The following is a 12,781-nucleotide window of genomic DNA, read 5'->3' as shown; positions in this document are numbered from 1 at the left end:
GCGCGCGCTAGCCGCGCTCCATCGCCGCGCGCAGCGCCGGGCTGGCCTGGGCGCGCACGCCGGCCTGGTCGGCCTCCGGCCGGTTCTGCGACAGCTTGCGCTTGCCGGACAGCGCCTCCACCGTCAGCACCACGCCGACGATGCCCTTGAGCTGCGCCTGGACGAAGGCTTCCGGCGCGTCCTCCACCGCCCAGGGCTCGGGGCGGCCGGCCTCGTGATGGTCGGTCAGTCCGGCGACGATCTCCCGCAGCCGGGCGGCGTCCTCCACCAGCTCCACCGGGCCCTCGGCGTGCACCGCCTCGTAGTTCCAGGTGGGCACCACCTTGCCGTGCTCGCGCTTGCTCGCGTAGGCGGAGGGGGAGACGTAGCCCTCCGCCCCCGTCCACACCGCGATGGCCCGCCCGGCGGCGCGCAGGGCGGCGACCTGCGGGTTGGCGCGGGCCAGGTGGCCCACCACCCGGCGCCCGTCGGTCAGCAGCGGCAGGTGGCTGAGCGCCGGCACGCCGCCGGGGCCGTGGCAGGCCAGCAGCGCCAGCCGCGGCGCCTGCATCAGCGGCAGCAGCGCCTCCAGCCGCTCCTCGCGGAAGGCGGGGGGGTTGTAGAGGCTCACAGGGCGGGCAGCGGCGCGCCGGTCTCGCGCCGCAGCGGGAAGCGGCCCCAGCCGCGCTCGTATTGCGGCGGGATGGCGAAGGCGTCCTGCGCGCCCAGCTCCTGCGCCGCGCGCAGCGGCCAGTGCGGCTCGCGCAGCAGGGCGCGGGCCAGCAGCACCATGTCGCATTGCCCGGCTTCCAGCGCCGCCTCGGCCTGGCGGGGCTCGGTGATGAGGCCGACGCCCATCACCGGCAGGCCGGCGCCGGCGCGCACCGCCGCCGCGCCGGGCAGCTGGTAGCCGGGGCCGACGGGAATCTGCTGGCGCGCGTCCAGCCCGCCGCTGGTGATGTCCGCCACGTCGGCCACGCCGCGCAGGCGGCGGCACAGCTCCACCGTCTCCTCCGTGGTCCAGCCGCCCTCCACCCAATCGGTGTGGGACAGGCGGATGCCCAGCGCCACCTCCTCCGGCAGGGCGGCGCGCAGCCGGCCCATCGCCTCGCGCACGATGCGGGTGCGGCCGTCGAAGCCGCCGCCCCAGGCGTCGTTGCGGCGGTTGGACAGCGGCGACAGGAACTGGTGCAGCAGGTAGCCATGGGCGGCGTGCAGCTCCACCAGCGCGTAGCCGGCGCGGGCGGCGCGCACCCCGGCGGCGACGGTGGCGGCCAGCGCCGCCTCGATGTCGGCCTCCGTCATGGCGCGCGGGGTGTCGTAGCCCTGGAAGGCCTCGGCGCTGGGGGCCAGCGCCTCCCAGCCCGGGGTGGCGGGGGCGGTGTCCCAGGCCGGGGCGCGGGAGCCCTTGCGGCCGGAATGCGCCAGCTGGGTGGCCGGCACCGCGCCGACGGCGGCGATGGAAGCGGCCAGCCGCCGGTGCCCCTCCAGCTGGGAATCGTCCCAGATGCCCAGGTCATGCGGGGAGATGCGGCCCTCGGGCGTCACCGCCGCGGCTTCCGTCATCACCATGCCGGCGCCGCCCACGGCGCGGGACAGCAGGTGGGCCAGGTGCCAGTCGGTCGGGCGGCCGTCCTCGCCGGCGCAGTACTGGCACATGGGCGAGACGCCGATGCGGTTGCGGAAGGTGGCGCCGCGCAGGCGCCAGGGCTGGAACAGGGGGCTCACGAACGGTTCTCCTGGCTCCAGGGCGGCAGGCGGCCCAGGCGGTTCTGGAGGATGACGAGGGTGGGCGACAGGATGCGCCCGGCGGCGTCCGCCGGGAAGCGGGCCAGCGCCACGGCGTCGGAGACGTTGCCGCCCACCGCCTCCACCACCCCCGGCCCGGCGGCCACCACCAGGTCGCAATGCATGGGGCGGAACTGGCCGCGCTCGGCCGCGCGCTGGGACCAGTCGGCCAGGGGGCGGCGGGAGCGGTCGCGGCAGACCAGGTCGCCCGGCTCGGGCGCGTAGCTGGCCGGGTGGCGCGGCAGGAAGGGCGCGGTGGCGGGAAAGGCGGCGGCCAGCGCGTCCTGGTGGTCGAGGTAGCGGGAATGGGCGGCGGAGGGCGCCCATTCCGGCGCGTCCACCCCGGCGGCGGCCATCAGCCAGGAGATGAAGGCCGCCGACCAGAAGGGCTCGGCCCACAGCGGGGCCGGCTCGCCGGCCAGGGCGCGGAGGTAGAGGGCGCGGTTGCGCGGGATGGCGCCCTCGGCGTCCGGCACGGCGCGCCAGTAGGCCAGCACGCGCGGGAAGCCGGCGGGGTCGGATTCGCGGGCGGGCAGGCCGGCGCATTCCCCGGCCAGGGGAAGGCCGGGCTCGCCCGACTGCACGCAGCCCCATTCGCGCCATTCGGCCAGGGCCAGGCGCAGCAGGCGCTCGCGCGCCGCCTGCGGGTAGGGCAAGGGCGGCTGCAGGGCGGGGGCGGCCGGCGGCGGCGCGGCGCAGGCGGCGAGCAGCAGGATGAGCAGGAGGGGGAGCAGGCGCGGCACGCGCGGGGCATGCCGCAGGGCGACAAGGGCGGCAAGCCCGCGTATCGTCGCCGCCATGTCCGGCCGCCTGTTCTTCCGCTCCGAGGTCTTCGGCACCGGGCCGCGCCGCCGGCGCCCGCCCACGGGCGAATCCTGGCGGGAGGCGGCGCGCGACATCCCCGTGCATGCGCGCTGCGACGTGCTGGTGGCCGGCGGCGGGCCGGCGGGGGTGGCGGCGGCGGTGGCGGCGGCGCGGCTGGGGGCCAGGGTCATCCTGCTGGAACGCCACAACCACCTGGGCGGGCTGTCCACCGGCGGGCTGGTGATCTGGATCGACCGCATGACCGGCTGGGATGGCGGGCTGCTGATCCGCGGCTTCGCGGAGGAGTTCCTGGCCCGGCTGCCGGCCGGCGCCGTGTCCGGCCCGCCGCGCGCCGCCTGGGGGGCGCGGGACGCCGCATCGGCCGCGTGGTGGGGCGCGCGCACCGCGGCCTTCCACGGCACGGTGACCCACAGCCCCACCTGCGACCCCGAGGCGATGAAGCTGCTGGCGCAGGAGATGGTTCTGGAGGCGGGGGCGGAGATCCTGTTCCACGCCTGGGGCGCCGAGCCCCTGCTGGACGAGGCCGGCGCCGTGGCCGGGCTGGCCTTCGAGAGCAAGCAGGGCCGCCGCGCCATCCTGGCCGGCTGCACGGTGGACGCTACCGGCGACGGCGACCTGTTCGCCCGCGCCGGCGCGCCCTTCGACGCCGACGTGGACCCGGACGACATCCATGGCTGCATGAACACCTCCTGGCTGTTCGGCGGGGTGGACATGCCGCGCCACCTGCGCTGGCGCGCCGCGCGCCCGGCGGAGTGGAGCGCCTTCCTGCAGCGCCACAAGCAGCGCCACCGCTTCTTCGACAAGGCCTTCGTGAGCTGGCGCGACGACGTGGCGCTGTTCATGGGCCCGCGCCTGGCCGGGTTCTCGGCGCTGGAGGTGGACGACCTGACGGAGGTGGAGCTGCGCTCGCACCGGCTGATGGCGCTGCACCTGGAGGCGTACCGCGAGGCGCCGGGCTTCGAGAACGCCTTCCTGATGCTGTCGGCCCCGCAGCTGGGGGTGCGCCACGCGCGCCGGCTGCACGGCGTGGCGGCGGTGCGGCGCGAGGACTGGGACGGGGGGGTGCGCCCGGATGAGGTGGGCGTCTCGCCCTCGCTGGCGCCGGCCTTCGGCGAGGTCTCGGTGCCCTATGGCGCGCTGGTGCCGCTTGGGCTGGACGGGCTGCTGGCGCCGGGGCGCCACCTGTCCTGCGACGCCACCAGCCATTCCTTCCTGCGCGAGATCCCGCAATGCTGGCTGACCGGGCAGGCGGCCGGGGCGGCGGCGGCGCTGTCCGTCGCGGCCGGGGTGGCGCCGCGCCGCCTGCCCGTGGAGGACCTGCAGGCGGCGCTGCTGCGGCAGGGCGCCTGGCTGCGCCCCGCGGCGGCTCAGCCCATGGCGAAGGCCGGCGCCTCGGTGGCGGCGGGGCGGTAGGCCGGGGCCTGGGATTCGCGGATGATGTAGCCGCGGCCCCAGACGGTGCCGATGATGTTGGCCGCGCCCGCCTGCTGCAGCTTCTTGCGCAGCTTGCAGACGAAGACGTCGATGATCTTGGCGTCGGGCTCGTCCATGCCGCCGTAGAGGTGGTCCAGGAAGTTCTCCTTGGACAGCACGGAGCCGCGGCGGAGCATCAGCAGCTCCAGGATGGCGTATTCCTTGCCGGTGAGGTGGACCGGCGCGCCCTGCACCGCGACCTCCTTGGCGGCGAGGTCGAGCGAGATGGCGCCCATCTGGATGCGCGGCTGGGAATAGCCCTTGGAGCGGCGGATCATCGCCTGCATGCGGGCCGCCAGCTCATCGGGGTCGAAGGGCTTAGCCAGGTAGTCGTCGGCGCCGGCGCCCAGGGCCTTGACCTTGGCGGCGGTCTTGTTGACGGCGGAGAGCACCATCACCGGCGCCTCCACCCGCGCTCCGCGCAGGCGGGAGACGACCTCGTAGCCCTCGATGTCGGGCAGCATGATGTCCACGATCACGGCGTCGTAGTCGTAGAGGCGGGCCAGTTCCAGCGCCTCGGCGCCGCTGTCGGCCACGTCCACCACCATGCGGTGCTGCTGCAGCTGGAACGAGATGCCGCGCGCCGCCGTCCGATCGTCTTCCACCAGCAGGATCCGCATTTTCCGCCTCCACACGTTCTGCGTGCAGTGGTGATACCACCAGGGCGTGCACCCGCGAAGGGGGAATCAACGATTGTTGTGTCTTTAAAAAGGAATGACCGTTAAAACGAGACGAACATCTCCATAAATCGTCAAAACTAGGGGTGCTGGTGGGTGCTGCGTCCAGCCTTCTGGGATTCCTGCGGAATCAGCTCGCTGGACGGCACGGATGATCATCAGGCGCGACAGAGTCTCACCGCACGAAAAAGGGCGGGGACCGAAGCCCCCGCCCTGCCCAGGCCCCCTCGCGGGTGCGCCGGGTTCACTCGTCGCCGGAAGCCATCTCGCGGCGGCGGCGGATCGCCGCGCCCAGGATGTCACCCAGCGAGGCGCCGGAATCCGCGGTGCCGTACTCGCGCACGGCCTCGCGCTCCTCCTCGATCTCCTTGCCCTTGATGGTCAGGGACAGGCGGCGCGCCGCACGGTCCACGGCCACCACGCGGGCGTCCACCTTCTCGCCCACCGCGAACTTCTCGGGGCGCTGGTCCTGGCGGTCGCGCGCCAGCTCGGCCCGGCGGATGAAGCCGGTCAGCACGTCGTCCACCTTCACCTCGATGCCGTTGGCCTCGACCTTGGTGACGGTGCAGGTGACGATCTCGCCCTTGCGGACGCGCTCCAGCACCTCGGCGGCCGGGTCGGCCTCCAGCTGCTTGATGCCGAGCGAGATGCGCTCCTTCTCGACGTCCACGTCCAGCACCTTGGCCTTGACGATGTCGCCCTTCTTGTAGTTCGCCATCGCCTGCTCGCCCGACAGGTCCCAGCTGAGGTCGGACAGGTGGACCATGCCGTCCACGTCCGGGCCCACGCCGATGAACAGGCCGAACTCGGTGATGTTGCGGATCTCGCCCTCGATGGTGCTGCCCAGCGGGTGGGCCTGCACGAACAGCTCCCAGGGGTTGCCCTGGGCCTGCTTGAGGCCGAGCGAGATGCGGCGCTTGGGCTCGTCCACGTCCAGGATCATCACGTCCACCTGCTCGGAGGTGGCGACGATCTTGCCCGGGTGGACGTTCTTCTTGGTCCAGCTCATCTCGGAGACGTGGACCAGGCCCTCGACGCCCGGCTCCAGCTCCACGAAGGCGCCGTAGTCGGTGATGTTGGTCACGCGGCCGCTGTACTTGGCGTTCACCGGGTACTTCAGCGCCACGCCGTCCCACGGGTCGGCCATCAGCTGCTTCATGCCCAGGCTGATGCGCTGGGTGTCCTGGTTGAAGCGGATCACCTGCACCTTGACCGGCATGCCGATCGTCAGCGCCTCGGAGGGGTGGTTGATGCGGCGCCAGGCGATGTCGGTGACGTGCAGCAGGCCGTCCACGCCGCCCAGGTCCACGAAGGCGCCGTAGTCGGTGATGTTCTTCACCACGCCGTCCAGCACCATGCCTTCCTTCAGGCCCTGCACCAGCTCGGCGCGCTGCTCGGCGCGCGTCTCCTCCAGCACGGCGCGGCGGGAGACGACGATGTTGCCGCGGGCGCGGTCCATCTTGAGGATCTGGAAGGGCTGCTTCTGGCCCATCAGCGGGCCGACGTCGCGCACCGGGCGGATGTCCACCTGGGAGCCGGGCAGGAACGCCACCGCGCCGCCCAGGTCAACCGTGAAGCCGCCCTTGACGCGGCCGAAGATGGTGCCGTCCACGCGCTGGTTGGCGGCGAAGGCCTTCTCCAGCAGGGTCCAGGCCTCCTCGCGGCGGGCCTTCTCGCGGCTCAGGACGATGGAGCCGTCCTTGTCCTCGTAGCGCTCGACGAAGAGGTCCACGACGTCGCCGGGGTTCACCTCGGGCTTCATGCCCTGCGGCGCGAATTCCTTGAGCGGGACGCGGCCCTCGCTCTTCAGGCCGACGTCCACCACGGCCACGTCATCGTCGATGCGGATGACCTTGCCGGTGACGACGGAACCGGCGAAGCCGGTGTTGGCGCCGAGCATCTCATCGAGGAGAGCGGCGAAATCTTCTGCCATGTAGCGGTTTTGTCCTGGGGATGCCGGGGCGCCACGCGCCCCGAGTATCTGGTCCTGCGCCCCCCGGCTGCACCGGGGCACGGCGTGCCATTCCTGGCCTGGCTGCGCGTGACGGTCCGCGGCCGATCCGGCACCCGGCATGGATGCGCGGCTGACATGGGCTTAATCCATGCCGCAGTCAAGCGGAAAGCTTGACTTTCGCGGCGATGATCCCAAGCGCGGCGCGGAACGCGGCCTCGGCGTCCAGCGCGGTGGTGTCGAGCAGCACGGCGTCCGGCGCCGGGGCCAGCGGCGCCACGTCGCGGCCGGCGTCGCGCGCGTCGCGCGCCGCCATCTCGGCCGCCACCTCGGCCAGCGGGCCCTGCCCGCCGCGCTCGGCGTGGCGGCGGCGGGCGCGCGCCTCCGCGCTGGCGGTGACGAACAGCTTCACCGTGGCCTGCGGGAACACCACCGTGCCGATGTCGCGCCCGTCCAGCACCGCGCCGCGCTCCTCCCCGAAGCGGCGCTGGAACTCCAGCAGGGCGGCGCGCACGCCGGGCACCGCCGCCACCTTGGAGGCGGCGTCGTCCTGCGCCGGGCCGCGCAGGTCGGTGCGCGACAGGTCCGCGGCGCGCAGGCGGCGCGCCGCCGCCTCGGCCGCCGCGGGGTCGGCCGGGTCGGCGCCGGCATCCAGCACCAGCCGGCCGGTGGCGCGGTACAGCAGCCCGGTGTCGAGGTAGGGCAGGCCCAGATGGGCAGCCAGCCGCCGCGCCAGCGTGCCCTTGCCGGCCGCCGCCGGCCCGTCCACCGCCACGATCATGCGGGCCGCCCGCATGGGTCTTTCCGCGCCCCCAGGCGCCGGGCGCCGCCTCCGGCGGCCCGGCTCGCGCCGCGACGCGGCTGCGCGGGCGGGAAAGGCCGCTGGGCGGCGGGGCGCGCCGGGCGCGCCCGGGCGGCCGCCCTCATGCCACCACCTCCCGGCCCGCCGCGCCGTTCAGCAGGGCGGTGAAGCCGGGAAAGGAGGTGGCGATGAAGCCGCCATCATCCACCGCCATGCCCGCCTTGCTGGCCAGCCCCAGCACCAGGCCGGACATCGCCAGCCGGTGGTCCATGCGGGTGGCCACGGTGCCGCCGCCGGGCGGCGGGCCGCCGCAGCCCTCCACCAGCAGGTCGTCGCCCTCGATGGCGCAGCGCACGCCGGCGGCCGCCAGCATCTCCGCCGTGCCCAGCAGGCGGTCGCTTTCCTTCACCCGCAGCTCGCCCAGGCCGCGGAAGCGGCTGGGGCCGCGCGCGCCCGCGGCGGCGACGGCCAGGATGGGGTATTCGTCGATCATGCTGGGCGCGCGTTCCGCCGGCACGTCCACGCCGCGCAGCGCCGCGGCCTCCGCCACCAGGTCGCCCACCGGCTCGCCGCCCTCGGTGCGGGCGTCCTCCACCCGCAGCTCGGCGCCCATCTCGCGCAGCGTCGTGAACAGGCCGGTGCGCAGCGGGTTCAGCCCCACCCCGGCCAGGGTGAGGCGCGAGCCCGGCACCAGCAGCGCGGCGACGACGAAGAAGGCGGCGGAGGACGGGTCGCCCGGCACCGCCACCGGGGCGGCGCGCAGCTCGGGCTGGCCGTCCAGCTCCACCACGCGGCCGTGGCCTTCCGCCGCCACGCGCACCGTGGCGCCGAAGTGGCGCAGCATGTTCTCCGAATGGTCGCGCGTGGCCTCCTTCTCCACCACGCGCGTGACGCCCGGCGCGCAGAGGCCGGCCAGCAGGCAGGCGCTCTTCACCTGGGCGGAGGCGACGGGCAGCACGTAGTCCAGCGGCAGCGGGTCGCGCGCGCCCTGGATGGCCAGCGGCAGCCGCCCGCCGGCGCGGCCTTGGAACACCGCGCCGGTGGCGGCCAGCGGCGCGGTGACGCGGCCCATCGGGCGGCGGCGCAGCGAGGCGTCGCCCGTCATCACCGCGAAGAGGGGGTGGCCGGCCAGCAGGCCGCAGATCAGGCGCGCCGCGGTGCCGCTGTTGCCCATGTCCAGCACGTCGTCGGGTTCCAGCAGGCCGCCGATGCCGCGCCCGGCGACGCGCCAGGCGCCGCCGCCCAGGCGCTCCACCTCGGCGCCCAGCAGGCGCATGGCGGCGGCGGTGCGCAGCACGTCCTCGCCTTCCAGCAGGCCCGTGACCTCCGTGGTGCCGACGGCCAGCGCGCCGAACATCAGCGCGCGGTGGGAGATGGACTTGTCGCCCGGCACGGCGATGCGCCCGCCCAGCGGGCCGGGGGCGGGGCGGGCGGAAAGCGGCGTGGGTTCGGCGGCGTGCGTCATCGGTGGGGTGGTTTGACACCGCGGCGGCGGGCGTGGCAATGCGCCCCGCCCGCGCCCGGCGCGCGGATTTCACGGATCGAGGGGTTCCATGGCCAAGCCGGAACTGGGTTTGAAGCGCGTCTGCGTCGCCTGCTCCACGAAGTTCTACGACCTGGCGAAGCAGCCCGCCGCCTGCCCCAAGTGCGGGACGGAGCAGCCGGCCGAGCAGCCGCGCCTGCGCCGCGCCGCCGCGCCGCTGCCGGAGGAGAAGCTGAAGAAGCGCGCCGCCGCGCCGGAGGGCGACACCGACGAGGTGGAGCTGGAGGACGTGGACGCCGAGGCGGTCGAGGACGCGGACGACCTGGAGGACGAGGACGACGCCATCGACGCCGACATCGAGGTCGAGGGCGAGCGCGACGAGGAAGGCTGACGGCGCCTTCGGCGCCTGGTGTCCGGCGCCCCCGGGCGCCGGGTGCGCGCGTCCGCGCGCTTGGCTGGCGCCGCGCGGCGGAACCGCCCCTGCCCCGCGCGCCGATGGGCCGCGCGCCGCGCCTTGCGACGCTGGTTCCTCCCGCCCTCGGGCGACGGACCCGCGTTCCGCCACGCCGCCGCATGACGGACATGCGGCGGTTGCCCGGCCCCCTCGGGGGGTCTATCTCCCCGCGATGCGCCTTCTCCTCGCCCTGATGCTGCTCGCCGCCCTGCCGGCGGCGGCGCAGAACCGCCCGGCCGCCCTGGGCGAGTTCCAGTCCTGGACCGCCGCCACCCACACGGAGAACGGGCAGAAGGTGTGCTACGCCTTCGCCCGCGCCCGCTCCGCCGAGGGCGTGCCGGGCCGCGAGGCGCGCAACGTCATGCTGCTGGTGACCCACCGCCCCGCCGGGCGCGACCAGGTGGCCGCGCGCGTGGCCTATTCCTTCGCCCGCGGCGCCGAGCCGCGGCTGCTGGTCGGCCCCGCCGAGTTCGCCTTCTACACCGCCGGCGACACCGCCTTCGCGCGCGAGGGCGCCAAGGTGGTGGCCGCGCTGCGCGGCGGGCGGGAGGCGCTGCTGCGCGGCCCCGGCCCCAACGGGCGCGGCCAGGCGGCCGACACCTTCCCGCTGGCCGGCTTCGGCGCCGCCTACGACGCCATCACCCGCGAATGCCCGGCGGCGCGGCGATGAACCCGCCCGCCCCCGCGGCGCCGGCCTCCCGCGCCTTCCAGCCGCATGCGCGCAGCCTGCCGCCCTCCGACGGGCTGACGGAGGCCGAGCGCGGGCGCATCCTGGCCAAGGCCGCCGCCTTCGCCCCGCCGCCGATGGAGGACGCCCAGGGCCGGCGCGAGCTGGTGGGCCTGTCGCGCGCGGAGCTTGCGGCCGCCATGGCCGAAATCGGCGAGAAGCCGTTCCGCGCCAAGCAGCTGTGGCACTGGATCTACCACCAGGGGGAGCGCGACTTCGCGCGCATGTCCACCATCGCGCGGCCCTTGCAGCAGAAGCTGGCGGAGCGCTTCGTGGTCGGCCGCCCCGGCGTGGCGACGGAGCAGACCAGCCGCGACGGCACCCGCAAGTGGCTGTTCGAGTGGCGCGACGGCCAGAAGGTCGAGACGGTGTACATCCCCGAGGAGGACCGCGGGGCGCTGTGCATCTCCACCCAGGTGGGCTGCACCCTGTCCTGCGCCTTCTGCCACACCGGCACGCAGCGGCTGGTGCGCAACCTGGGCGCGGCGGAGATCGTGGGCCAGTTCCTGGCGGCGCGCGACAGCTACGGCGAATGGCCGACGCCCAAGGGCGAGGAAGGCCGGCGGCTGAGCAACATCGTCGTGATGGGCATGGGCGAGCCGCTCTACAACTACGAGGCCGTGGCGCAGGCGCTCACGGTCCTGATGGACCATGAGGGGGTGGCGCTGTCGCGGCGGCGCATCACCCTGTCCACCTCCGGCGTGGTGCCGATGATGGACCGCTGCGGGGCGGAGCTGGGGGTGAACCTGGCGGTGTCGCTCCATGCCACCCGCGACGCGCTGCGCGACGAGATCGTGCCGCTGAACCGCAAGTACCCCATCGCCGAGCTGCTGGACGCCTGCCGGCGCTATCCCGGCGCCTCCAACGCCCGGCGCATCACCTTCGAGTACGTGATGCTGCGCGGGGTGAACGACAGCGAGGCCGAGGCGCACGAGCTGGTGCGGCTGCTGCGCGGCATCCCGGCCAAGGTGAACCTGATCCCCTTCAACCCCTGGCCCGGCTCGCCCTATCGCACCAGCACGCCGGAGCAGGTGGAGCGCTTCGCCGCCATCGTGAACGCCGCCGGCTACTCCGCCCCGGTGCGGCGGCCGCGCGGGCGCGACATCCTGGCCGCCTGCGGCCAGCTGAAGACGGAATCCGAACGGCAGCGCCGCGCGTGAGCGCGCGCCTGGCCCTCGCCATCCTCGGGACGGTGCTGGCCTGGCTGCCCTTCCTGGGCGTGCTGCTCTCCTCCCTCATCGCCGACGCGCTGGGCTGCACGCTGAACGAGGCGGCGGCGCATCCCTGCATCGTGCTGGGGGTGGACATCGGCGGGGCGCTGGTGACGGGCTTCGTGCTGGGCTGGCTGATGCTGGTCACCTGGCCGGTGATGATGGCGTCGCTGGTCGGCTGGCCCATCTGGGCGTTCCGCCGCTGGTGGGCGCGGCGTTGAGCGCGCGCGCCCTGCCGGTGGGGCTGATGGCGCTGGGCGGCTTCGCCACCGGCTGCGGCATGCGCATGCTGGACCCGCTGCTGCCGATGATCGCGGTGGGGTTCGGCACCACCGTCTCGGCCGCCGCGGTGCTGGTGGCGGCCTTCATGCTGCCCTACGGCGCCGGGCAGTTGCTGACCGGGCCGCTGGGCGACCGCTTCGGCAAGATCCGCGTCGCCGCGCTGGCGCTGGTGCTCTACGGGCTGGTGACGATGGGCGCCGTGGTGGCCGAGAGCCTGGCCGGGGTGGCGGTGATCCGCGCGCTGGGCGGGCTGGCGGCGGGCGCCGTCATCCCGCTGCTGATGGCGCATGTGGGCGACGTGGTCCCCTATGAGGGGCGGCAGGCCGCCATCGGCCGCTTCCTGACCGGCAACGTGATGGCGACCATGCTGGCCGGGCCGATCAGCGGCGTGTTGGGCGAGTGGTTCGGCTGGCGCGCCTCCTTCCTCGCCGGGGGCGCGCTGGCGCTGGGGGTGGGGGCGGTGCTGTGGTGGCGGCTGGTGGCCGGGCGCACCCGCCCGCCGGCCAGCGGGCTGAGCGCGGTGGCGGGCTACCTGCGGATGCTGCGCGCGCCGACCGGGCGGCGGCTGCTGGCGGTGACGGCGCTGAACGGGGCGCTGCTGTTCGGCGGCTCGTTTCCCTTCATCGCCTCCTACCTGATCGAGGATTTCGGGCTCTCGGCGGGCGAGGCCGGGCTGGTGATGGCGGGGTTCGGCGTCGGCGCGCTGGCCTATACCCGGCTGGCGCCGCGGCTGCTGCGCCGGCTGGGCGAGGCGGGGATGCTGCGCGCCGGCGGGCTGGGGCTGGCGCTGCTGCTGGGCGCCATCGCCGCCGCGCCGCACTGGGGGGTGGTGCTGGCGGCGCAGCTTTGCATGGGCATGGCCTTCTTCTGCTTCCACGGCGTGCTGCAGGCCCGCGCCACCGAGGCGCTGCCGGAAGCGCGGGGGACGGCGGTCAGCGCCTTCGCCATGGCGCTGTTCCTGGGGCAGACGGTGGGGAGCTTGGTGTTCGCCAGCGTCATCGGGCTGGGCGGGTATCGCTGGGTGTTCGCCCTGGCCAGCGCGGGCATCGCGGCGCTGGGGCTGGCAGCGGCGCGGCGGCGGCAGCCCGGGGCGTGACGCCTGTTTCCGGGGGGCCGCCCCCCGGCCACG

The 12,781-nt window shown here is 74.9% G+C and carries 13 protein-coding genes; 6 read left to right on the top strand and 7 right to left on the bottom strand.

Going from position 1 to position 12,781, the window contains the following annotated elements:
* Positions 1-7: 7 nt before the first annotated feature.
* The 3 genes from ACI6QG_RS16680 to ACI6QG_RS16670 are packed head-to-tail and all read right to left on the bottom strand — an operon-like array spanning position 8 to position 2,510.
* Positions 8-610: an FMN-binding negative transcriptional regulator gene (locus ACI6QG_RS16680; RefSeq protein WP_407025719.1), complete on the bottom strand. Its 603-nt coding sequence runs from the start codon at positions 608-610 to the stop codon at positions 8-10.
* Positions 607-1,707 carry an NADH:flavin oxidoreductase/NADH oxidase gene (locus ACI6QG_RS16675; protein WP_407025718.1) on the bottom strand — a complete coding sequence of 367 codons (1,101 nt, stop codon included), beginning with the start codon at positions 1,705-1,707 and terminating at the stop codon, positions 607-609. Before ACI6QG_RS16675 ends, ACI6QG_RS16680 begins: the two co-directional genes overlap by 4 nt.
* Positions 1,704-2,510, bottom strand: a complete 807-nt coding sequence (locus ACI6QG_RS16670) for a DUF2272 domain-containing protein (protein WP_407025717.1) — start codon at positions 2,508-2,510, stop codon at positions 1,704-1,706. Before ACI6QG_RS16670 ends, ACI6QG_RS16675 begins: the two co-directional genes overlap by 4 nt.
* A gap of 55 nt (positions 2,511-2,565) precedes the next feature.
* On the opposite strand from ACI6QG_RS16670, the gene ACI6QG_RS16665 reads away from it, so the two are divergent.
* On the top strand, positions 2,566-4,005 hold the full coding sequence (locus tag ACI6QG_RS16665) for an FAD-dependent oxidoreductase (RefSeq protein WP_407025716.1): 1,440 nt from the start codon (positions 2,566-2,568) through the stop codon (positions 4,003-4,005).
* Here the strand turns inward: ACI6QG_RS16665 and ACI6QG_RS16660 are convergent.
* The 4 genes from ACI6QG_RS16660 to aroA form a co-directional block, all read right to left on the bottom strand.
* The gene (locus tag ACI6QG_RS16660; protein WP_407025715.1) at positions 3,960-4,685 is read right to left on the bottom strand and encodes a response regulator transcription factor; all 726 of its coding nucleotides are present in this window, start codon (positions 4,683-4,685) and stop codon (positions 3,960-3,962) included. The two genes, ACI6QG_RS16665 and ACI6QG_RS16660, sit on opposite strands and share 46 nt — an antisense overlap.
* Before the next feature lie 301 nt (positions 4,686-4,986).
* Positions 4,987-6,675 carry a 30S ribosomal protein S1 gene (gene rpsA / locus ACI6QG_RS16655; protein ID WP_407025714.1) on the bottom strand — a complete coding sequence of 563 codons (1,689 nt, stop codon included), beginning with the start codon at positions 6,673-6,675 and terminating at the stop codon, positions 4,987-4,989.
* 178 nt (positions 6,676-6,853) lie between these two features.
* Positions 6,854-7,489: a (d)CMP kinase gene (cmk, locus tag ACI6QG_RS16650; protein WP_407025713.1), complete on the bottom strand. Its 636-nt coding sequence runs from the start codon at positions 7,487-7,489 to the stop codon at positions 6,854-6,856.
* A gap of 127 nt (positions 7,490-7,616) precedes the next feature.
* On the bottom strand, positions 7,617-8,960 hold the full coding sequence (aroA, locus tag ACI6QG_RS16645; RefSeq protein ID WP_407025712.1) for a 3-phosphoshikimate 1-carboxyvinyltransferase: 1,344 nt from the start codon (positions 8,958-8,960) through the stop codon (positions 7,617-7,619).
* 88 nt (positions 8,961-9,048) lie between these two features.
* On the opposite strand from aroA, the gene ACI6QG_RS16640 reads away from it, so the two are divergent.
* The 5 genes from ACI6QG_RS16640 to ACI6QG_RS16620 all read left to right on the top strand — a co-directional run bounded on the left by ACI6QG_RS16640 (position 9,049) and on the right by ACI6QG_RS16620 (position 12,748).
* On the top strand, positions 9,049-9,369 hold the full coding sequence (locus tag ACI6QG_RS16640) for a TIGR02300 family protein (RefSeq protein WP_407025711.1): 321 nt from the start codon (positions 9,049-9,051) through the stop codon (positions 9,367-9,369).
* A 235-nt stretch (positions 9,370-9,604) separates the two neighbouring features.
* A complete protein-coding gene (locus ACI6QG_RS16635; protein ID WP_407025710.1) occupies positions 9,605-10,102 on the top strand; it encodes an invasion associated locus B family protein in 498 nt (165 codons plus the stop codon).
* Positions 10,081-11,319 carry a dual-specificity RNA methyltransferase RlmN gene (gene rlmN, locus ACI6QG_RS16630; protein ID WP_407025709.1) on the top strand — a complete coding sequence of 413 codons (1,239 nt, stop codon included), beginning with the start codon at positions 10,081-10,083 and terminating at the stop codon, positions 11,317-11,319. The genes ACI6QG_RS16635 and rlmN overlap by 22 nt, the downstream gene beginning before the upstream one ends.
* Positions 11,316-11,591, top strand: a complete 276-nt coding sequence (locus tag ACI6QG_RS16625; RefSeq protein WP_407025708.1) for a hypothetical protein — start codon at positions 11,316-11,318, stop codon at positions 11,589-11,591. The genes rlmN and ACI6QG_RS16625 overlap by 4 nt, the downstream gene beginning before the upstream one ends.
* The gene (locus ACI6QG_RS16620) at positions 11,588-12,748 is read left to right on the top strand and encodes an MFS transporter (protein WP_407025707.1); all 1,161 of its coding nucleotides are present in this window, start codon (positions 11,588-11,590) and stop codon (positions 12,746-12,748) included. Before ACI6QG_RS16625 ends, ACI6QG_RS16620 begins: the two co-directional genes overlap by 4 nt.
* The last annotated feature ends 33 nt before the right edge of the window (positions 12,749-12,781 follow it).

Source organism: Sabulicella flocculans (assembly GCF_045449635.1).
Taxonomy (GTDB): domain Bacteria; phylum Pseudomonadota; class Alphaproteobacteria; order Acetobacterales; family Acetobacteraceae; genus Roseococcus.
The sequence above is the reverse complement of the archived record's forward strand: the minus strand, read 5'-3'. Positions and strand labels throughout refer to the sequence as shown.